Source organism: Enterobacter cloacae complex sp. I2 (genome assembly GCF_014896205.1).
Lineage (GTDB): Bacteria > Pseudomonadota > Gammaproteobacteria > Enterobacterales > Enterobacteriaceae > Enterobacter > Enterobacter quasihormaechei.
The window spans coordinates 64,696-84,987 of record NZ_JADBRA010000025.1; the positions used below are offsets into that span (position 1 = coordinate 64,696).

The window sequence follows — 20,292 nt, forward strand, 5'->3', positions numbered from 1 at the left end:
GGGTCAAGACTAACAGCTTGTCAATAAGATAAAGGCGGTAAATAGCGTTAAAAAACCAGGTTATTTGACGCATAGAAAATCCCGAATCATCAAATAATGGCTGGGCCATCAGTATGGAACTTTTGTCGTGTTTGCCGACCCGGGAGTCAGTTTTGTTTCTCTACACGAATAACGTAAACCACCAGGATTTAAGAGGTGCGCAATGAGTGCGACAGCAGCATCGACAGCGCCGCAGAATAAATCACTTGAGTGGATGAACCGCCTTCGCGCTAACCCTAAGATCCCGTTGATTGTGGCAGGCGCTGCCGCCATTGCGATTATTGTCGCGATGATCTTATGGGCAAAAAGCCCGGATTACCGCACGCTCTACAGCAACCTTTCCGACCAGGATGGCGGTGCCATCGTCACCCAGCTGACCCAGATGAACATCCCGTATCGCTTTGCCGATAACGGCGGTGCGCTTGAAGTACCGGCAGATAAAGTGCACGAGCTTCGCCTGCGTCTCGCCCAGCAGGGGCTGCCGAAAGGCGGCGCGGTTGGGTTTGAGCTGCTGGATCAGGAAAAATTCGGCATCAGCCAGTTCAGCGAGCAGGTTAACTACCAGCGCGCGCTGGAAGGCGAGCTGGCCCGTACGATTGAAACCTTAGGCCCGGTGAAAAGTGCCCGCGTGCACCTGGCGATGCCTAAGCCGTCCCTGTTTGTCCGCGAACAAAAGTCCCCTTCCGCCTCTGTGACCGTTAACCTCGAACCTGGCCGCGCGCTGGATGAGGGGCAGATCAGCGCCGTGACGCACCTGGTCTCCAGTGCGGTAGCCGGTCTGCCGCCGGGTAACGTCACGCTGGTGGATCAGAGCGGTCATTTGCTGACGCAGTCCAACACCGCCGGGCGCGATCTTAACGACGCCCAGCTGAAATATGCCGCCGATGTGGAAGGCCGTCTCCAGCGTCGCATCGAAGCGATTCTGGGCCCGGTGGTTGGCAACAGCAACGTGCACGCGCAGGTCACCGCGCAGATTGATTTCTCGAATAAAGAACAGACCGAAGAGCAGTACGCTCCGAACGGGGATGCCTCCCGCGCCGTGTTACGCTCGCGTCAGATCAATGAGACGGAACAGGTCGGCGGCCAGTATCCTGGCGGGGTGCCGGGTGCGCTCTCTAACCAGCCTGCGCCTGCCAACGCCGCGCCAATCTCCACGCCGCCGGCAAACCAGCAGAACGGTCAGCAAACGAATCAGCAGACGACCTCGACGGCGAACAGTGCCGGCCCGCGCAACAGCAGCCGTAACGAAACGACCAACTACGAAGTCGACCGGACCATCCGCCATACCAAACTGAACACGGGCGATATCGAGCGCCTTTCTGTAGCCGTTGTAGTGAACTACAAAACGCTGCCGGACGGTAAACCGCTGCCGCTCACGGCGGAGCAGATGAAGCAGATCGAAAACCTGACCCGCGAAGCGATGGGCTTCTCTGAAAAACGTGGCGATACCCTCAACGTCGTGAACTCACCGTTCAACCCGGTGGATGAAACCGGTGGTGAACTGCCGTTCTGGCAACAGCAGGCGTTCTTCGATCAGCTGATGTCCGCTGGCCGCTGGCTGCTGGTGCTGATTGTCGCGTGGCTGCTGTGGCGTAAAGGCGTCCGTCCTCAGCTTCAGCGTCGTGCTGAAGCCGAGAAAGCCGCGCTGGAACAGAAGAGCACGCGTCAGGACGAGGAAGAAGCGGTCGAGGTTCGTCTCAGTAAAGATGAACAGATGCAGCAGCGCCGTGCTAACCAGCGCATGGGCGCAGAGGTGATGAGCCAGCGCATTCGCGAAATGTCAGATAACGATCCGCGCGTCGTCGCGCTGGTCATCCGCGGTTGGATGGGTAACGAACATGAGTAATACGCTTACAGGCACCGATAAGAGCGTCATCCTGCTGATGACCATTGGCGAAGACCGCGCGGCGGAGGTGTTTAAACACCTCTCCCAGAGAGAAGTGCAGATCCTCAGTGCGGCGATGGCCAACGTGCGCCAGATCTCCAACAAGCAGCTGACCGAAGTGCTGGCGGAGTTTGAACAGGAAGCAGAACAGTTTGCTGCGCTCAACGTCAACGCCAACGAATACCTGCGTTCCGTGCTGGTTAAGGCGCTGGGCGAAGAGCGCGCCGCCAGCCTGCTGGAAGACATTCTCGAAACGCGCGATACCGCCAGCGGGATCGAAACGCTCAACTTTATGGAGCCGCAAAGCGCCGCCGATCTTATTCGCGACGAGCACCCGCAGATTATCGCCACCATTCTGGTCCACCTCAAACGGGGCCAGGCGGCCGATATTCTGGCGCTGTTCGACGAGCGTCTGCGCCACGACGTGATGCTGCGTATTGCTACCTTCGGCGGCGTCCAGCCTGCCGCGCTGGCGGAGCTGACCGAAGTGCTGAACAACCTGCTCGACGGCCAGAACCTCAAGCGCAGCAAAATGGGCGGCGTGAGAACGGCAGCGGAAATCATCAACCTGATGAAAACCCAGCAGGAAGAGGCGGTTATTACGGCGGTACGCGAGTTCGACGGCGAACTGGCGCAGAAAATTATCGACGAGATGTTCCTGTTCGAAAACCTGGTCGAAGTGGACGATCGCAGCATTCAGCGCCTGCTCCAGGAAGTGGATTCGGAATCTCTGCTTATCGCCCTCAAAGGCGCCGAGCAGCCGCTGCGCGAGAAATTCCTGCGCAATATGTCCCAGCGTGCGGCAGATATCCTGCGCGACGACCTTGCCAACCGCGGCCCGGTGCGTTTGTCTCAGGTGGAGAACGAACAGAAAGCCATCCTGCTTATCGTTCGTCGTCTGGCGGAAACCGGCGAGATGGTGATTGGCAGCGGAGACGACACCTATGTCTGATGAACTGTCGTGGAAGCGCTGGACGCCTGACGACCTCTCCCCTCCTGCCGCAGAGTTCACCCCTGCCACGCTGTCGTCCGACGAGGGCGATACCGATGCGGGCGTGCCGGAACTGAGTGAAGAGGAACAGCGCGCCCAGCTGCTGGCCCAGATGCAAATGCAGGCGCACGAGCAGGGCTTCAACGCCGGGATGAACGAAGGCCGTCAGACCGGGCACGCGCAGGGCTATCAGGAAGGGCTGGCGAAAGGTTTAGAGCAGGGCATCGAGCAGGCGCGCCAGCAGCAGGCGCCGCTACATGCCCGCATGCAGCAGTTGGTGAGCGAATTTCAGCACACCCTGGATGCACTGGACAGCGTGATTGCCTCACGCCTGATGCAGATGGCGCTGGAGGCGGCCCGTCAGGTGATCGGCCAGACGCCGGTGGTGGATAACGCCGCGCTGATTAAGCAGATCCAGGCCCTGCTCCAGCAGGAGCCGCTGTTCAGCGGCAAACCGCAGCTGCGCGTTCATCCTGATGACTTGCAGCGCGTGGAGGAGAGCCTCGGCGCGACGCTGAGCCTGCACGGGTGGCGGCTGCGCGGCGATCCGTCACTTCATCATGGGGGCTGTAAGGTCTCGGCGGATGAGGGCGATCTGGATGCCAGCGTCGCGACCCGCTGGCAGGAACTGTGCCGTCTGGCGGCACCGGGAGTCGTCTGATGACCGCTCGCCTGACGCGCTGGCTTACTACGCTCGACAATTTTGAAACGAAGATGGCGCAGCTGCCGTCCGTTCGTCGTTATGGACGCCTGACGCGCGCCACCGGACTGGTGCTGGAAGCCACGGGGCTGCAACTTCCGCTCGGCGCCACCTGCGTGATTGAGCGTCAGGACGGGGGCGACACGCGCGAAGTGGAAAGCGAAGTGGTCGGGTTTAACGGTCATCGCCTGTTCCTGATGCCCCTTGAAGAGGTGGAAGGGATTTTGCCCGGCGCCCGTGTCTACGCGAAAAACATCAGCGGCGACGGCCTGCAAAGCGGCAAACAGCTGCCGCTCGGTCCGGCGCTGCTGGGCCGCGTGCTGGACGGAAGCGGCAAACCGCTCGATGGCCTGCCCTCCCCCGATACCACCGAAACCGGCGCGCTCATCACTCAGCCCTTCAACCCGCTGCAACGTACCCCAATAGAGCACGTGCTGGATACCGGCGTGCGGCCAATTAACGCCCTGCTCACCGTGGGACGCGGCCAGCGTATGGGGCTGTTTGCCGGCTCCGGCGTGGGTAAATCCGTCCTGCTCGGCATGATGGCGCGTTATACCCAGGCGGACGTGATCGTTGTCGGCCTGATCGGTGAGCGTGGACGCGAAGTTAAAGATTTTATCGAAAACATTCTGGGTGCGGAGGGACGCGCCCGCTCGGTGGTGATCGCCGCGCCTGCCGACGTGTCGCCGCTGCTGCGTATGCAGGGTGCCGCCTACGCCACGCGGATCGCGGAAGATTTCCGCGACCGGGGCCAGCACGTGCTGCTGATCATGGACTCCCTGACCCGTTACGCGATGGCGCAGCGTGAAATTGCGCTCGCCATCGGCGAACCGCCGGCCACCAAAGGTTACCCGCCGTCAGTATTTGCAAAACTGCCCGCGCTGGTGGAACGCGCGGGGAACGGCATCAGCGGCGGGGGCTCCATCACCGCGTTCTATACGGTACTGACCGAAGGCGATGACCAGCAGGATCCGATTGCCGACTCCGCGCGAGCGATCCTCGACGGCCATATCGTGCTGTCGCGCCGTCTGGCCGAAGCCGGGCACTACCCGGCCATTGATATTGAAGCCTCGATCAGCCGTGCAATGACGGCGCTGATTACCGAGAAGCACTACGCCCGCGTGCGTAACTTCAAACAACTGCTCTCCAGCTTCCAGCGCAACCGCGATCTGGTGAGCGTCGGGGCGTACGCCAAAGGCAGCGATCCGATGCTCGATAAAGCGATCGCCCTGTGGCCGCAGCTGGAGGCGTTTCTGCAACAAGGTATTTTTGAACGCGCCGACTGGGAAGATTCCCTCCAGGCACTGGAGCTGATTTTCCCGCAGGTGTAACACAGGTGGAGGGCGAAGGTCATGGCGCAAAACAGCGCGTTATCAACGCTAAAAGATCTGGCTGAAAAAGAAGTTGATGATGCCGCATTGCAGCTTGGCGCAATGCGGCGCGGGTGCCAGCAGGCTGAAGAACAGTTGAAGATGTTAATCGACTATCAGCATGAATACCGCACCAACCTTAACACCGACATGACGCAGGGCATTGGTAGCCAGCGCTGGATCAACTATCAGCAGTTTATCCAGACGCTGGAAAAGGCGATTGAGCAGCATCGCCAGCAGCTTAACCAGTGGACGCAAAAAGTCGATACCGCGCTGAACTTCTGGCGCGAAAAAAAACAGCGGTTGCAGGCCTGGCAAACCTTACAGGACCGGCAAATTGCAGCCTCGACCCTGGCGGAAAACCGTCTGGATCAGAAAAAAATGGATGAGTTTGCCCAGCGCGCATCAATGAGGAAACCAGAATGATCACACTGCAACAACTGCTGATGACCGACAGCGACCCGTCCGGCGGCACGCTGGCCGGAAAAGGCGCTGAGGGCGCGCAGGATTTTCTCTCTCTGCTGGCTGGCGCGCTGACGGAGGCCACCGGCAAAGGTAAAGATGCCCCGCTGACGCTGGCCGATCTGAAAGCAGCGGGCAGCAAGCTGTCGACAGCGGCACGGGAAAAAAGCGGTGATACCACGCTCCAGGCCAAAATCGCCGAGCTGCTCTCCCGCCAGGAGACACTGACCGGAGAGGATACCGCCCTCTCCCTGCAAACCCTTGTCTCCGGCCTGAAACCCACAGCGAATACGGACGCGCTGAAGGTGCTGACCCAGACGGACGCGAAGGCAAGCAGCGACACCGCAACCGAAGAGGAAGAGCTGGCCGGGTTAAGCGCGCTGATGGCAATGTTACCGCACCAGCAGATCGCCACCCCGGTGGTGACGACGCCTGCAAGTACGACGGGGATCGCGCCCCGCGCCGCCCTCGCCTCTGCGCTAGCCCAGACGGATAACGGCCAGCAACAGCCGCTTAGCCACGCGTTACCGGGCCAGGATAAAACGCCGGTTCAGAATAGCGATACGTCGCTGCCCGCCACGGCATCCGTTACGCCAGCTGTCGCCGCCGTCGCGGAAAAGCAGGACGTTGCGAGCACGGCGTCGCCAGCCTCCAGCCCAACCGCGACGCTGGCCCCGGTCGTCAGTCATCTGCCTGCCCCCCAGCCTGCCGCTACCGTTGCGACAGCACCGGTGTTAAGCCAGCCGCTGGGCACGCACGAATGGCAGCAGAATCTGAGCCAGCACATCACCCTGTTCACAAAGCAGGGACAGCAGACCGCGGAGCTGCGTCTGCACCCGGAGGATCTGGGTCAGGTGCAAATTTCGCTTAAGCTGGATGACAATCAGGCGCAGTTGCAGATGGTTTCGCCTCACAGCCACGTTCGCGCGGCGCTGGAAGCGGCCCTGCCGATCCTGCGCACGCAGCTTGCGGAAAACGGTATTCAGCTTGCACAAGGCAGCGTCAGCAGCGAGGGCTTTGCCGGGCAGCAGCAGTCTTCATCCGGGCAGCAACAGCACGCTTCGCGCTCCGGTCAGCCTGGCGGGTTTAACGATGAGAGCGAAGAGTTATTGCCAACCCCAGCCGCCCTGCAATCCGCCGCGCGCGGCAACCGTGCCGTAGACATCTTTGCCTAAACGCCAGAGGTAACGTGATTATCTCCGTCTTTTCCACGCTTTGACCTAAGCCGGACACGGGATAATCACCGTATTAAGCTGTACCGAAACAGGAAGCTCGTATCAGATGACAGACTCCGCTATCACCAAAAAAAGCAAGCGTTCCATCTGGATCCCGCTGCTGGTGTTGATTACCCTCGCGGCCTGCGCCACCGCAGGCTACAGTTACTGGCGTATGCAGCAGGAGCCCTCCGGCGCGGCCGCCAAAGCTGACGTGCCGCCTCCGCCGGCGCCGGTCTTCTTTCCGCTGGATACGTTCACCGTTAACCTGGGCGATGCGGATCGCGTGCTGTACGTGGGCATTACGCTGCGCCTGAAAGATGAAGCGACCCGTGCACGTCTGAACGACTACCTGCCAGAAGTGCGTAGCCGTCTGCTGCTGCTGTTTTCTCGTCAGGACGCCTCCGCGCTCGCCACCGATGTAGGCAAGCAAAAGCTGGTCGATGCCATCAAACAGACGCTGGCGACCCCGCTGGTCAACGGCCAACCTAAGCAGGAAGTCACTGACGTTCTGTATACAGCCTTCATTCTGCGGTAACGACATGGGCGACAGTATTCTTTCTCAGGCAGAAATCGATGCGCTGCTCAACGGCGACAGCGATAAGAGTGACGATCCGAAGCCGAGTTTAACCGGCGATGATAATGTTCGTCCCTACGATCCTAATACCCAGCGTCGCGTGGTGCGCGAGCGATTACAGGCGCTGGAGATCATCAACGAACGTTTTGCACGTCAGTTCCGTATGGGGCTGTTTAATCTGCTGCGTCGTAGCCCGGATATAACCGTCGGGGCGATCCGCATTCAGCCGTACCATGAGTTTGCCCGCAACCTGCCGGTGCCAACCAACCTTAACCTGATCCATCTCAAACCGCTGCGCGGTACCGGCCTCGTCGTGTTCTCGCCAAGCCTGGTGTTCATCGCGGTGGATAACCTGTTCGGTGGCGACGGTCGTTTCCCGACCAAAGTAGAAGGCCGCGAGTTCACCCATACCGAACAGCGGGTGATTAACCGCATGCTGAAGCTGGCGCTGGAATCCTACAGCGACGCGTGGAAAGCGATTAACCCGCTGGAAGTGGAGTACGTGCGTTCCGAGATGCAGGTGAAGTTTACCAACATCACCACCTCCCCGAACGACATCGTCGTGAACACCCCGTTCCACGTGGAGATCGGCAACCTGACGGGCGAGTTCAACATCTGCCTGCCGTTCAGCATGATTGAACCGCTGCGCGAACTGCTGGTGAACCCGCCGCTGGAGAACTCACGCCATGAAGATCAGAACTGGCGTGAGAACCTGGTGCGTCAGGTACAGCATTCGCAGCTGGAGCTGGTGGCCAACTTTGCCGACATCTCTATGCGGTTATCGCAGATCCTGAAATTACAACCCGGCGACGTTTTGCCGATAGATAAACCCGACCGCATTATTGCCCATGTGGATGGCGTACCCGTGCTGACAAGCCAGTACGGCACGATTAACGGCCAGTATGCGTTACGCGTTGAGCACTTGATCAACCCGATTTTGAATTCGCTGAATGAGGAACAGCCCAAATGAGTGACATGAACAATCCGTCCGATGAAAACAGCGGAGCACTGGACGATCTGTGGGCTGACGCGTTAAACGAGCAAAAAACGACGCCGACGAAAAGCGCGGCAGACGCGGTATTCCAGCAGTTAGGCGGCGGTGACGTCAGCGGCACGTTGCAGGACATCGACCTGATTATGGACATTCCGGTCAAGCTGACCGTTGAGCTGGGCCGCACCCGCATGACCATTAAAGAGCTGCTGCGCCTGACGCAGGGGTCCGTGGTGGCGCTGGACGGTTTAGCCGGTGAGCCGCTGGATATTCTGATCAACGGCTACCTGATTGCCCAGGGCGAAGTGGTGGTGGTGGCCGATAAATACGGCGTACGTATCACCGATATCATTACTCCTTCCGAACGTATGCGTCGTCTGAGCCGTTAAGCATGAAAACCCAGGCAACACTGTCCGCGCCCTCCGCCGTACCCGGCTCACCGCTGCTTCAGGTGAGCGGCGCGCTGTTCGGTATTATTGCCTTTATCCTTCTCGCCGCCTGGCTGGCGAAGCGTTTCGGTCTGGCGGGGAAAACGGCCGGCACGCGCGGGCTGAAGGTCAGCGCCAGCACCACGCTCGGTCCACGCGAACGCGTGGTTATTGTGGAAGTGGAAGATGCGCGACTGGTGCTGGGCGTGACCGCCTCCAGCATCAACGTCCTGCACACGCTGCCCCCTGCGCCTGCCGCGGTAGAGGCAAACGCCCCGGCCCCTGCGGATTTCCAGTCCGTTATGAAGAGTTTGCTCAAGCGTTCCGGGAGATCCTGATGCGTCGTCTGTTATTCCTTACGCTGGCAGGCCTGGGCCTGTTCGCGCCCTCCGTGTATGCGCAGCTGCCGGGACTGGTTTCCACACCGCTGGCGAACGGGGGTCAAAGCTGGTCCCTGTCCGTGCAGACGCTGGTGTTCATCACCTCGCTGACCTTTATCCCGGCGATCCTGCTGATGATGACCAGCTTTACCCGCATCATCATCGTGTTTGGCCTGCTGCGCAACGCGCTCGGCACGCCGTCCGCGCCGCCCAATCAGGTGCTGCTGGGCTTAGCCCTGTTCCTGACCTTTTTCATTATGTCGCCGGTGATCGACAAGATTTACACCGAGGCGTATCAGCCGTTCAGCGAAGATAAAATTTCCATGCAGGTCGCCCTGGAAAAGGGGGCTCAGCCATTACGTGAATTTATGCTTCGCCAGACGCGCGAAGCGGATTTAGCCCTGTTTGCCCGTCTCGCGAACACGGGGGAGCTACAGGGGCCGGAAGCGGTGCCGATGCGCATCCTGCTGCCGGCGTATATCACGAGCGAGCTGAAAACGGCGTTCCAGATTGGCTTCACCATTTTCATTCCGTTCCTGATCATCGACCTGGTGATCGCCAGCGTCCTGATGGCGCTCGGGATGATGATGGTTCCGCCCGCGACCATTGCCCTGCCCTTTAAAATCATGCTGTTTGTGCTGGTCGACGGCTGGCAGCTGCTGGTCAGCTCGCTGGCGCAGAGTTTCTACAGTTGAGGAGCGCGCAATGACGCCTGAATCGGTCATGATGATGGGCACGGAGGCGATGAAAGTCGCGATTGCCGTGGCCGCGCCCCTGCTGCTGGTGGCGCTGGTAACCGGTCTGATTATCAGTATTCTCCAGGCCGCCACGCAGATTAACGAAATGACCCTGTCGTTCATCCCTAAGATCATTGCCGTCTTCGTGGCGATTATCGTCGCCGGGCCATGGATGCTGAATTTGCTGCTGGACTATATGCGCAACCTGTTCACCAACCTGCCTTACATCATCGGCTGACGGACGATGCTGCATTTCACCAGCGATCAGTTTGTTCAGTGGCTCGGGATCTATTTCTGGCCGATGCTGCGCATTATGGCGCTGATCTCCACCGCCCCCATTCTCAGTGAAAAGTCGGTGCCTAAACGCGTCAAAATTGGGCTGGGCATCGTTATCACCGTTATCGTTGCCCCATCCCTGCCGGCGGTGGATATTCCCATTTTTTCCCCGAATGCGATCTGGATTGCCCTGCAACAGGTGATGATTGGCGTGGCGGTCGGGTTTACGATGCAGCTCGCCTTTGCCGCGGTACGAACGGCGGGGGAACTGATCGGCTTGCAAATGGGCCTCTCCTTCGCAACGTTCGTTGATCCCGGCAGCCATCTGAATATGCCCGTGCTGGCGCGCATTATCGACCTGCTGGCAATGCTGTTGTTTCTCTCGTTCAACGGCCACCTGTGGCTGATCTCCATGCTGGTGGATACCTTCCATACGCTGCCGATTGGCGACAACCCGATAAACAGCAACGCCTTTCTGGCGCTGGTGCGGGCTGCCGGACTGATTTTCCTCAACGGGCTGATGCTGGCGCTGCCGATCATTACCCTGCTGCTCACGGTTAACCTCGCACTGGGTTTACTCAACCGAATGGCCCCGCAGCTGTCGGTTTTCGTCATCGGTTTTCCAGTGACATTGACGGTTGGCCTTTTATTAATGTCATTATTGATGCCCCTTATCGCCCCCTTCTGCGAACATTTATTCAGCGAGATATTCAATCTGTTAGCGGATATTGTCAGCGAACTACCACGCAAATAATAACCCGTAGCGTTTGCAATGTCTTTCTGAGGATATTCCTAAAAATAATCTCGAAAAACATCTACCAGGATATATCTGACGCGGTTTAAATGTTTCTAACCACCTCACAATACTTAATATTTACTTTACTTTAAGATGATTCCTGGCAAATTATACGTAACTTTACGGGATAGTGAGTTCGCCTGAAAGTCTTTGTCATGCTCACAGGTTTTATTAGCTTTTTTCCATCCCGTATGGCTGTTTATGAGCTCTCAGGCAGATGGTGAATTATCGTTACGCATTGAGTGAGGGTATGCCATGTCAACGATCATTATGGATTTATGCAGCTACACCCGGCTAGGGTTAACCGGGTACTTAGCAAGCAGAGGGGTAAGAAAGAGAGACATCAACGATGCGCACACCGTTGAAGAACTCGCAGCCGCTTGTGACGTCCACAAGCCCGGCGTGGTGTTTATTAATGAGGACTGTTTCATTCACGACCCCGCTAACAGTCAGCACATTAAGCAGATCATTAATCAGCATCCTAAGACCTTGTTTATTGTTTTTATGGCAATCGCCAATATTCATTTCGATGAGTATTTGCTGGTGCGTAAAAACTTATTAATCAGTTCGAAATCGATTAAACCAGAGTCGCTTGACGACATTCTGGGCGATTATTTGAATAAAGAAGTAAAGAATGTAGGTGCGATTAACTTACCCACCCTATCATTAAGCAGAACTGAATCAAGTATGTTAAGAATGTGGATGGCAGGACAAGGGACAATTCAGATCTCAGACCAGATGAATATCAAGGCAAAAACAGTATCGTCACACAAAGGAAATATTAAAAGGAAAATTAAAACGCATAATAAGCAAGTGATTTACCATGTCGTACGCCTGACAGATAATGTGACGAATGGGATTTTCGTTAATATGCGCTAAGTTGCACGGCCATGTTGTACCCTACCTTGATCTCTGGCCTGGCCAGAGATTTTGCTTTTCAGCAGCCGGAGCCGGGGAGGCAACGCCCCCGACGCCGCCCTATTCCGCCGTTTCCACAAAGATCCCATCCGGGTGGCCCAGTTCGTTAAAGAACCAGATGCCGAGCGGGTAATCTTCCAGCGACACCAGATACATTGTGCCTTCATTAAACTCTTCTATCGCCAGCACCACACCCGGGCGGCGCGGCCCACCGTCCGTTTTGACGGTTACCCGATCGTTGACCTTCATACATTTCTCCTGTGGTTTTGAGCCAGTGTAGAACAAATTACCTTCCCTGGCATCGCCGCCCGGCGCGAATGGCGTTTTTGTGTGCGGTCTATACTTAGCTGTGGAGACGGTTAAATGAGGAGCCCGAAATGAAGACCGACAAAGAGTACAGCGACACCATTAAGCGTGAGGTTGAGGTGGACGTCGATGCCCTGCTTGCCGCCATTAATGAAATCAGTGAGTCCGAAGTTCATCGTGCGGAGGATAATTCAGACCGCGTCGTGGTCAACGGTCGGGATTACCATACCTACCGCGAGCTGGCCGAAGCGTTCGAGCTGGATATCCATGACTTTAGCGTCTCGGAGACGAACCGCTAAGGCGAAAAAAATCCCGGTCATGGGGATGACCGGGATCAAACTTGCTTATGCAAGAAGCACTTGTAAATTCGTTACACCAGGAAATCTGATGCAGGTAAGACATTATCCCCAACGGAATTTTCTTACAAGCATATATTCTCTGAGCGAATATAATATTTTATACATGTGATTTTTTGTTATGAGTATAAACCTGCGTCGGGTGTGGGTTTGTCGGGATCGTTACCGGTTCAACGTGGTGACAACGCCTCTCTTTTTTAAGAATTTTCTCATAAAACGCGCCATCTTCCAGGAGAGTTTATGCCTTCGCTTCAGGAGACGCTGCTGGTCTTTACTGACCTCGACGGCACGCTGTTGGATTTTCACACGTTTGACTGGCAGCCTGCCGCCCCCTGGCTGGAGAGACTACAGGATGAGCAGATACCGGTCATTCTGTGCAGCAGCAAAACCGCGTCTGAGATGCAGGACATCCAGCAGGAGCTTGGGCTTGTCGGGCTACCTTACATTGGGGAAAACGGCGCGGTGATCCAGCCTGACGTACGGTGGGAAAACGCCGCCCGGTTCATCTCAGAAAAAAAGCATGACGAAATCCGGCAGTTTATTGACCGGGTTCGTCAGGAACTGCACCTGAAATTTACCACCTTTGATGATGTGGATGAGCGCGTGGTCGCCGAATGGACCGGGCTGAGCCGCCCACGTTCGGCGCTGGCACGCAAACATGAGGCGTCCGTGACGCTTATCTGGCGTGACGGTGATGAACAAATGACGCGCTTCGCAACCGAACTGGCCCGGCAGGGGCTGAAGATCGTCCAGGGAGCACGCTTCTGGCACATTCTGGACAACGCCTGCGGCAAAGACGTGGCGGTTCACTGGCTTGTGGACCAGTATCGCCTGCACGAGGGAAAAGAGCCGACGACGCTGGGCCTGGGCGACGGCCCCAACGATGCGCCGCTGCTGGACAGCGTAGGCTTCGCCGTGGTGGTGAAAGGCTTCAACCGGGAGGGTGTCAGCCTTAAAAACAACGATCCCGCGCGGGTATACCATACGCAGCACACCGGACCGGCCGGCTGGCGTGAAGGGCTCGATCACTTTTTGTCGTGAGCCTGCCAGACAACCCGGTTACGCCCGCGCTGTTTCGCCTCATACAGCCGCGCATCGGCGGCGGATTGCAGATTTTCGAAGTGGTAGTCGCCCTTCTCCTGGGCGCAGGAAACGCCAAACGACGCGCTCACGCGCAGGGTCGTACTTTTCTTAATCAGGATCTCTTTGCTGTTGATACGCTCGCGGATCTGTTCTGCGACGTCTGCCGCCTCTTCAATCGTCAGGCCGGGCAGCACGACGCAGAACTCTTCGCCACCGACGCGTCCGGCAATATCATTCGCGCGCAGGGTACTGGCAATCAGCCCGGCGGCGTGGGTCAACACCTTATCACCCGCCTGATGCCCATACCGGTCATTGATGCTCTTGAAGCAGTCGAGATCGATCTGAATGACCGAGAACGGCAGCGACTGCTGTTCACACTGCTTCGCCAGCCTTTTCGCCTGCTCAAACAACGCCCCACGATTATTCAGCCGGGTCAGCGGATCGTGCCAGGCCTGCCATTGCAGCGAGTTCTGCATCGAATACATATTACTGACCATGCGCCGGATCACCAGCCATGAAATCAGCAGCATCGCGGTAAACAGCGCCCAAAGCAGGGCCAAAACAATGCTGATGCTGCCGAAATCTCCGCGCACGCCCTCATCCAGGGTATGGACCCGCAGGACGAGGCCGTCGAAATGATCGAGGCGCGCCCAGCTGATAAAACGGCTTCCCAGGCGAATACCGCCCTCGGTGTCCTGTTCTATGGTGTGCGCGATTTGCGCTAATTCCAGCTCATTGAAATGATTCACCTCGTCCGCTGGCCTCTCGGTGGTCGCCAGCATGTTGAGGCGGCTGTCATACAGCTGGTACTCCCCTTCCGTATGATCGTCCATTGCCTCCACCAGCAGCTGACGCATGGTCGCAAAGGTAAAATCCATCGCCACCACGCCATACCAGACATGATCGTAGTAAACCGGCACGCTGGCCGTAATGAGCGGCTTTTTTCCGGCAAAGGCCGAGGGAGGAGAGATAAACCACCGAACCGCCCGCGCCCGGTTTTCACGATCGGTCTGCTGCGTAAACCAGGGCTGCGTCACCAGATGGTAATAGCGCTGTGCAATATCGCTGTGATGGGGAGGCGTATCCGTTTCCAGAAAAAATCCCGCGCGAGAAACGTATAATATCCGCTCCTCGTGACGTGAGTTCGTGGATGCAAGGCGCAGCAAATAGCCCACTTCGAGGGCGGCGGAGATCTCCTTATCCAGGTAATCGTCATCGCGGTTGAGCAGCGTTGTTTGTTCAACAAACGCATCCGAAACGCCGTTAATCGGTAACGTGCGTTTTGGATCGACCGCGATTTGCCAGACGGGGGAGCGCCTCACGCGTTCAAAACGCTTTACCGCTTCTTGCAGAACCCCAAACGCCAGCGGCGTCTCCAGCGCATCAAGCATGCTGTGGCGAAAATAGAGCATTTTATTGACGCTAAACTGGAGCTGTCTGTCCAGCGCGCTGGCCACCGTTTCCAGATGGTTACGCTGGCTGGAGATGTAGGCCTCCTCCAGCACCACGACTTCGCGCCAGGTCAGGAGGGTGGAAAAGATCAGCACAACGATAAAACAGAGATTAACAATCAAACCGGGATTGCTACGCTTATGCAGCCACTGCAACAAAGATTGTTTTTCAACAAAGGTATCGTGTTGCACACCCACTCCCTGATTGTCGCCCGCCATCCGACAGGATACGTCTTCTGCCAGTAAAACGCCCGGCATGGCCGGGCGTTGTGTGATTAAGCCTTGTCGCGCTCTTGCCTGTTATTCGCAGGCTGAAGCTCGTCTTCTCGAAAAGCCTCACGCTTAATGCCGTATCCGTCATGCCACCGACACTCCACCATTCCGCTGGAATAACCGGTAACAATCATGCCTGGACCACCACTTTTAGGCTTAACTTCATCACTGACCAAAAAGACCATACCTGCCTCCTGTATCAGGGTGAAACGTTTTCAATTTAGACGAGGAATAGCCTTTTTGCACCCGCAGCGCATCAATAATTAATGCGCTGTGCCGCGTACTTTTCCAATCAGCTTAACCACTGCCACCACAATGACACCGACGATAAAGCCCAGCACGAGGTTAAGCAGCGTCGGCAGAATGGCGGCGATTGCCGAACCATAACCTGACGCCAGATGTTCAATGGCATGATGCAGCGGGGCCACGCCGTGCACGATAATACCGCCGCCGACCAGGAACATCGCCAGGGTTCCCACTATCGACAAACTTTTCATCAGCCACGGGGCCAGTACCAGCAGGCTTTTGCCGATACCGCGTGCAATGGCGCTGGATTTTTTTTCCAGCCAGAAGCCGATATCATCCAGCTTGACGATCAGCCCGACCAGGCCATACACCCCAACCGTGACAAGAATGGCAATCAACGAAAGCACCAGAACCTGATTCATCAGCGGTGCTTCGGAGACGATCCCAAGCGTAATCGCCACAATTTCGGCCGAGAGGATGAAATCGGTACGAACCGCGCCTTTGATTTTATCGCGCTCGAACGTTTTTGGATCCTGCGCGGCCAGCGCTTCCAGACGCTGCTGGCGCATCTCGGGGGTGTCTTTCTCTTTGCGCGCCGCAAGCATATGCAGCACCTTTTCGGCGCCCTCGAAGCACAGGAACGCCCCGCCAATCATCAGCAGAGGCGTAATGGCCCAGGGGATAAAGGCGCTGATGAGCAGCGCCAGCGGAACGAGGATCACCTTGTTAATAAAGGACCCTTTCGCTACGCCCCACACCACCGGCAGCTCACGGTTCGCCCGCACGCCGGTCACCTGTTGCGCGTTCAGGGACAGATCGTCTCCCAGTACCCCGGCGGTTTTTTTCGCCGCCAGTTTTCCCATCACCGAAATGTCATCCAGCAAGGTGGCGATATCGTCCAGTAATGTTAATAAGCTACTTCCTGCCAAAATCTCTATCCTTCTTTTTTTGCTAATTAAGTGAATAGTATGGAACAAAACTCACCGCCCGGAAACTGGCACCTCGCGTCAACAAAAATTTCACATAACCAGCCCAATTAAAGCGCTCGCCAGCGAGATAGTTTTGGCGTTAACTATGAGCGACCTTTTTATTCCGTCGTGAGGGACTATGCGTTTCCGGCATTTATTACCGCTCATTGGAGCGCTTTTCTCCCTGTATATCATCTGGGGATCCACCTATTTTGTCATTCGCATTGGCGTAGAGAGCTGGCCCCCGCTGATGATGGCAGGCGTTCGCTTCCTTGCAGCCGGCGTGCTGCTGCTGACGTTTCTGCTGCTGCGCGGCCATAAGCTTCCGCCGCTGCGCCCTCTGCTTAACGCCGCCCTGATCGGCCTGCTGCTGCTGGCGGTGGGCAACGGTGCGGTAACCGTTGCCGAACATCAGAACGTGCCGTCGGGGATCGCCGCGGTAGTTGTCGCGACCGTGCCGCTGTTTACGCTCTGCTTTAGTCGTCTGTTCGGGATCCGCACCCGCAAGCTCGAATGGCTGGGCATCGCGATTGGGCTTGCGGGCATCATCATGCTTAACAGCGGCGGTAACCTGAGCGGGAATCCGTGGGCTGCGGTGATGATCATGATCGGCTCCATGAGCTGGGCCTTCGGCTCGGTCTACGGCTCCCGCATTGAGCTGCCTTCCGGGATGATGGCGGGTGCCATTGAGATGCTCGCGGCAGGGATCGTGCTGCTGATTGCCTCCACCCTGGCGGGTGAAAAACTGACGGCGATGCCAGGCCTCTCTGGTTTCCTGGCCGTCGGGTATCTGGCGCTGTTTGGCTCGATTATCGCCATCAACGCCTATATGTACCTGATCCGCAACGTCTCCCCGGCGGTTGCCACCAGCTACGCCTACGTTAACCCGGTGGTTGCCGTGCTGCTGGGTACCGGTTTCGCTGGCGAAGTGCTGTCGCCAATTGAATGGCTGGCGCTGGGTGTGATTGTTTTTGCCGTGGTGCTGGTCACGCTGGGTAAATATCTGCTGCCCGCGAAGCCGGTTGTCACGCCGTGTGGGGTGGAGAAACCGTGATCGGGTGAATGCCCTGGGTGTCGATCTGCGCGGCCTGACCGCCGCCGCAGATCCACTCTTCCAGCCGTTCCGTCAGTTCCGCATCATTCAGCTTCATTTTTCCGCGCAGCGCGCACTCCCAGACAATCAGCACCCGCCAGCCCTGGGCGTAAAGCTGCGAAACGTCGCGTTTATCCCGCTCGACGTTCCTGCCAATCTTCTCCAGCCAGAACTCGGTGCGCGTCGCCGGGACTTTAAACAGATAGCAGTCGTGATGATGCCAGAAACAGCCGTGGGTAAAGATGATGCACTGGTACGCGTCGATCACGAAATCAGGACGCCCCGCAAGCGTGGCATCCTGAACCCTGAATTCAAACCCGACGGCGGTCAGGAGGCCAGCGATCCGTTTTTCAATCGCGGTATCACGCGTGCCGATGGCGCGCATGTTCTTGCTGCGCGTGGCCTTATTGTGAACGTCCGCCATTGACGGCCTCACTCTGACGAAGCTGAACGGCCTTGCTGATGCGAGAGGCCAGCAGTTTTGCGACAGCGGCAAAAGCCGGCACCACCACCGAGTTGCCAAACTGGCGGTAGGCCTGGGTGTCCGACACCGGGATGCGAAAACGGTAGCCCTGCGGCGTCTCAAACCCCATTAAGCGGGCGCACTCGCGCGGGGTTAAGCGTCTTGGCCGGTGTTGTTGGTTCTGCGGATCGTCGAAATCTTTTTCACCCAGCGCCTTATCCCAGCCGCGATCGATAAGAATTTCCGCGCCATCTTTGTAGTAGCGCGCCGACAGCGTGCGCGTCACGCTGTCGGGATTAAGCGGATTAACCATGCCAAACCCAAAGCCGTTGCCTTTTGCCTGATGCTTTTTGGCATAACGATAGAGGTATTTCCACAGCACCGGGGTCAGAATAAATTTTGCATCGACGGCGGGCTCCAGCAGCTCGGCCACCGTCGGACGACGCGCCGGATAGAGCGAGGGCAAATCACGCAGCGTAAAGTCGCCTTTCAGATTGAGATCGCGGCGGAAACCCACCAGCACGATGCGTTCGCGGTGCTGTGGCAGGAAGTGTTTGCCGTCGATAATTTTCGGATCGTCCGGCCCCATATCCTCTGCATCCGCCACGTCGTAGCCCAGTTCATCCAGGGTTTGCATAATAATGCGGAAGGTTTTGCCCCCGTCATGGCTCTTTAAATTCTTAACGTTCTCCAGCACAAAAATCGCCGGGCGACGGGCATCAATAATCCGGGCAACATCAAAGAACAGCGTGCCTTGCGTATCGCAGGCAAAGCCGTGCGCGCGCCCCAGCGCGTTCTTCTTCGATACGCCAGCCAGCGAGAACGGCTGGCACGGGAAACCGGCCAGCAGCACATCGTGCGCCGGAATGGTGTTACGGATGTGTTCGGCGGCCTCTTCGTCGCTGACGCCGGTTTTGTGGCTCAGGGTGACGTCACGAATATCCGCATTGAACTGGTGCGCGTCGGGGTCGCAGTACCAGTTCGCTTTATAGGTGCGCACGGCATGCTTGTTCCATTCGCTGGTGAACACGCACTGCCCGCCAATGGCTTCAAAGCCATGGCGAATGCCGCCGATGCCGGCAAAGAGATCGATAAAGCGAAAAGCATAATTCGGATGCGCGGCAGGAGGACGCGGCAGCAAATTTTGCAGGTAGCGGAACTCGCCGTCGCTGAGGCGGTGTCCTGCCCTGTCGCTTATCAGCAGCCGTTTGAGTATCGCCGGGCTCCAGTGGCTCTCGCCATGGGCCTCCAGCTGGTTTGCCAGCGTTTTAGCATCGTACATTTCCAGCAGCTGACGCAGGAGTGCCTGCACGGCTGCCGTTGATTTCTCAACCCGCTCGGGCGCGGGCACAGTCACTGATCGATTTTCCTGCATTCTCTTAACCGGGCAATAAAGACAGAAAACAGAGTACCACAGTTCAGGATCGCAGACTGCGACGGAAATGGTTCAGCACCTGGCTATCTGTTCCGAGGTAATCCCCCTGTAATTCGGCACTCAGCTTCGCCATAAACTGGATCAGGAAATCAGCATTGTGACGCGCAAGCTCCCGGCCTCGTGCGGTTTGCATGGTGTCCGGCAGGCGCAGGAGTTTGGTCTGAAAGTGGTCGAGCGCGAAGGTTTTATCATCCAGCGCTCGCGCCCCGGCAAACGGGTCGTCGGCGTCAAACAGCGCGACGCCCAGCGCCCCCGACACGGCAAACACGCGCGCCAGGCCAATGGCGCCCAGCGCCTCCAGCCGGTCAGCGTCCTGCACGACTTTCGCCTCTGTACTCTGCGGCGCAATGCCCGCACTGAAGCTGTGCGCCTCGATAGCGTGTTCAACTGCTGCATAGCGCTCTGCCGGAAAGTCCGGAAACGCGCCGCTCAGGATTTCGCGCGTTTTACGCGCCGCCAGCCGCGAGGACTGACTCCGCTCGGGATGGTTTTTCGGCAGGCTGACAATGTCGTGGAAGTAGCAGGCGGCCAGCACGACCAGCGGATCGGCGCGCTCCCCGGCCATGATGGTCTGCGCGGTCATCCAGACGCGGCGAAAATGCGCAATATCATGCGCCGCGTCCTCGGTAGAATGATTTTCATTGAGCCAGCGTTCAAAGCGGTGCTGCCACTGCGCAAGTTCCATTATGACGTCCTGTAGTTCGAAAGCGTGAAATTATAATATATCCAAATGAAAGACTTTAAAAAATAGAATTGCGAAATACTTAATAATAATTACCCGCTATATATTCAAAGCATTAATTCACGTGAAAAATAAAGAGATAAAAAGAAATATTTTGTAATATCTTTACTAT

23 protein-coding genes and 1 pseudogene are annotated in these 20,292 nt (G+C 57.2%); 17 read left to right on the forward strand and 7 right to left on the reverse strand.

Going from position 1 to position 20,292, the window contains the following annotated elements:
* Nucleotides 1-202: 202 nt before the first annotated feature.
* The 14 genes and pseudogenes from fliF to rcsA all read left to right on the forward strand — a co-directional run bounded on the left by fliF (nucleotide 203) and on the right by rcsA (nucleotide 11,725).
* A complete protein-coding gene (fliF, locus tag IM300_RS19760) occupies nucleotides 203-1,885 on the forward strand; it encodes a flagellar basal-body MS-ring/collar protein FliF (RefSeq protein WP_063868414.1) in 1,683 nt (560 codons plus the stop codon).
* Nucleotides 1,878-2,876, forward strand: a complete 999-nt coding sequence (gene fliG, locus IM300_RS19765) for a flagellar motor switch protein FliG (protein WP_003859608.1) — start codon at nucleotides 1,878-1,880, stop codon at nucleotides 2,874-2,876. Before fliF ends, fliG begins: the two co-directional genes overlap by 8 nt.
* Nucleotides 2,869-3,576 carry a flagellar assembly protein FliH gene (gene fliH / locus IM300_RS19770; protein WP_064910403.1) on the forward strand — a complete coding sequence of 236 codons (708 nt, stop codon included), beginning with the start codon at nucleotides 2,869-2,871 and terminating at the stop codon, nucleotides 3,574-3,576. The genes fliG and fliH overlap by 8 nt, the downstream gene beginning before the upstream one ends.
* Complete coding sequence (gene fliI, locus IM300_RS19775) at nucleotides 3,576-4,946, forward strand: flagellar protein export ATPase FliI (RefSeq protein WP_063868413.1); 1,371 nt, start codon at nucleotides 3,576-3,578, stop codon at nucleotides 4,944-4,946. Before fliH ends, fliI begins: the two co-directional genes overlap by 1 nt.
* A 21-nt stretch (nucleotides 4,947-4,967) precedes the next feature.
* Nucleotides 4,968-5,411, forward strand: coding sequence for a flagellar export protein FliJ (gene fliJ / locus IM300_RS19780; protein WP_006811155.1), 444 nt, complete (start codon nucleotides 4,968-4,970; stop codon nucleotides 5,409-5,411).
* Nucleotides 5,408-6,622 carry a flagellar hook length control protein FliK gene (gene fliK / locus IM300_RS19785; protein ID WP_193037969.1) on the forward strand — a complete coding sequence of 405 codons (1,215 nt, stop codon included), beginning with the start codon at nucleotides 5,408-5,410 and terminating at the stop codon, nucleotides 6,620-6,622. Before fliJ ends, fliK begins: the two co-directional genes overlap by 4 nt.
* Nucleotides 6,623-6,728: 106 nt before the next feature.
* The gene (fliL, locus tag IM300_RS19790) at nucleotides 6,729-7,199 is read left to right on the forward strand and encodes a flagellar basal body-associated protein FliL (protein WP_032103821.1); all 471 of its coding nucleotides are present in this window, start codon (nucleotides 6,729-6,731) and stop codon (nucleotides 7,197-7,199) included.
* 4 nt (nucleotides 7,200-7,203) lie between these two features.
* A complete protein-coding gene (fliM, locus tag IM300_RS19795; RefSeq protein WP_063450179.1) occupies nucleotides 7,204-8,208 on the forward strand; it encodes a flagellar motor switch protein FliM in 1,005 nt (334 codons plus the stop codon).
* Nucleotides 8,205-8,618 carry a flagellar motor switch protein FliN gene (gene fliN, locus IM300_RS19800; RefSeq protein ID WP_003859592.1) on the forward strand — a complete coding sequence of 138 codons (414 nt, stop codon included), beginning with the start codon at nucleotides 8,205-8,207 and terminating at the stop codon, nucleotides 8,616-8,618. Before fliM ends, fliN begins: the two co-directional genes overlap by 4 nt.
* A gap of 2 nt (nucleotides 8,619-8,620) precedes the next feature.
* Nucleotides 8,621-8,995: a flagellar biosynthetic protein FliO gene (gene fliO, locus IM300_RS19805; protein WP_063868410.1), complete on the forward strand. Its 375-nt coding sequence runs from the start codon at nucleotides 8,621-8,623 to the stop codon at nucleotides 8,993-8,995.
* Entirely contained in the window at nucleotides 8,995-9,732 is a 738-nt protein-coding gene (gene fliP / locus IM300_RS19810; RefSeq protein WP_193037971.1) for a flagellar type III secretion system pore protein FliP, read from the forward strand. Before fliO ends, fliP begins: the two co-directional genes overlap by 1 nt.
* A 10-nt stretch (nucleotides 9,733-9,742) precedes the next feature.
* Nucleotides 9,743-10,012 (forward strand): flagellar biosynthesis protein FliQ, encoded by a 270-nt coding sequence (gene fliQ, locus IM300_RS19815; RefSeq protein WP_003859587.1) that lies wholly within the window; start codon nucleotides 9,743-9,745, stop codon nucleotides 10,010-10,012.
* Between the two features lie 6 nt (nucleotides 10,013-10,018).
* Nucleotides 10,019-10,814, forward strand: a pseudogene (gene fliR, locus IM300_RS19820) (flagellar biosynthetic protein FliR).
* Between the two features lie 287 nt (nucleotides 10,815-11,101).
* The gene (gene rcsA, locus IM300_RS19825) at nucleotides 11,102-11,725 is read left to right on the forward strand and encodes a transcriptional regulator RcsA (protein WP_006811161.1); all 624 of its coding nucleotides are present in this window, start codon (nucleotides 11,102-11,104) and stop codon (nucleotides 11,723-11,725) included.
* A 99-nt stretch (nucleotides 11,726-11,824) separates the two neighbouring features.
* Here the strand turns inward: rcsA and dsrB are convergent, their stop codons facing one another.
* On the reverse strand, nucleotides 11,825-12,013 hold the full coding sequence (gene dsrB, locus IM300_RS19830) for a protein DsrB (protein ID WP_003859583.1): 189 nt from the start codon (nucleotides 12,011-12,013) through the stop codon (nucleotides 11,825-11,827).
* 128 nt (nucleotides 12,014-12,141) lie between these two features.
* Between dsrB and yodD the strand changes: the two genes are divergently transcribed.
* Both yodD and IM300_RS19840 read left to right on the forward strand, forming a co-directional pair.
* The gene (yodD, locus tag IM300_RS19835; RefSeq protein ID WP_017383339.1) at nucleotides 12,142-12,369 is read left to right on the forward strand and encodes a YodD family peroxide/acid resistance protein; all 228 of its coding nucleotides are present in this window, start codon (nucleotides 12,142-12,144) and stop codon (nucleotides 12,367-12,369) included.
* A gap of 297 nt (nucleotides 12,370-12,666) precedes the next feature.
* Nucleotides 12,667-13,467, forward strand: a complete 801-nt coding sequence (locus tag IM300_RS19840; protein WP_193037975.1) for a mannosyl-3-phosphoglycerate phosphatase-related protein — start codon at nucleotides 12,667-12,669, stop codon at nucleotides 13,465-13,467.
* Here IM300_RS19840 and dgcQ read toward each other — a convergent pair.
* From dgcQ to IM300_RS19855, 3 genes are all read right to left on the reverse strand, one after another.
* Entirely contained in the window at nucleotides 13,452-15,152 is a 1,701-nt protein-coding gene (dgcQ, locus tag IM300_RS19845) for a cellulose biosynthesis regulator diguanylate cyclase DgcQ (protein WP_193037977.1), read from the reverse strand. The genes IM300_RS19840 and dgcQ overlap by 16 nt on opposite strands.
* A gap of 83 nt (nucleotides 15,153-15,235) precedes the next feature.
* Nucleotides 15,236-15,418: a YodC family protein gene (locus IM300_RS19850; RefSeq protein WP_063450184.1), complete on the reverse strand. Its 183-nt coding sequence runs from the start codon at nucleotides 15,416-15,418 to the stop codon at nucleotides 15,236-15,238.
* A gap of 78 nt (nucleotides 15,419-15,496) precedes the next feature.
* Nucleotides 15,497-16,411: a DUF808 domain-containing protein gene (locus IM300_RS19855; RefSeq protein ID WP_353887284.1), complete on the reverse strand. Its 915-nt coding sequence runs from the start codon at nucleotides 16,409-16,411 to the stop codon at nucleotides 15,497-15,499.
* Between the two features lie 175 nt (nucleotides 16,412-16,586).
* On the opposite strand from IM300_RS19855, the gene yedA reads away from it, so the two are divergent.
* Nucleotides 16,587-17,501 (forward strand): drug/metabolite exporter YedA, encoded by a 915-nt coding sequence (gene yedA / locus IM300_RS19860; protein WP_107533307.1) that lies wholly within the window; start codon nucleotides 16,587-16,589, stop codon nucleotides 17,499-17,501.
* Here the strand turns inward: yedA and IM300_RS19865 are convergent.
* Genes IM300_RS19865 through IM300_RS19875 form a run of 3 tightly spaced genes read right to left on the reverse strand, consistent with a single transcriptional unit; the run spans nucleotide 17,473 to nucleotide 20,123 of the window.
* On the reverse strand, nucleotides 17,473-17,964 hold the full coding sequence (locus IM300_RS19865; protein WP_193037979.1) for a very short patch repair endonuclease: 492 nt from the start codon (nucleotides 17,962-17,964) through the stop codon (nucleotides 17,473-17,475). The two genes, yedA and IM300_RS19865, sit on opposite strands and share 29 nt — an antisense overlap.
* Entirely contained in the window at nucleotides 17,945-19,378 is a 1,434-nt protein-coding gene (locus IM300_RS19870) for a DNA cytosine methyltransferase (RefSeq protein WP_131636856.1), read from the reverse strand. The genes IM300_RS19865 and IM300_RS19870 overlap by 20 nt, the downstream gene beginning before the upstream one ends.
* Nucleotides 19,379-19,421: 43 nt before the next feature.
* A complete protein-coding gene (locus IM300_RS19875; protein ID WP_193037981.1) occupies nucleotides 19,422-20,123 on the reverse strand; it encodes a phosphohydrolase in 702 nt (233 codons plus the stop codon).
* Nucleotides 20,124-20,292: the final 169 nt, after the last annotated feature.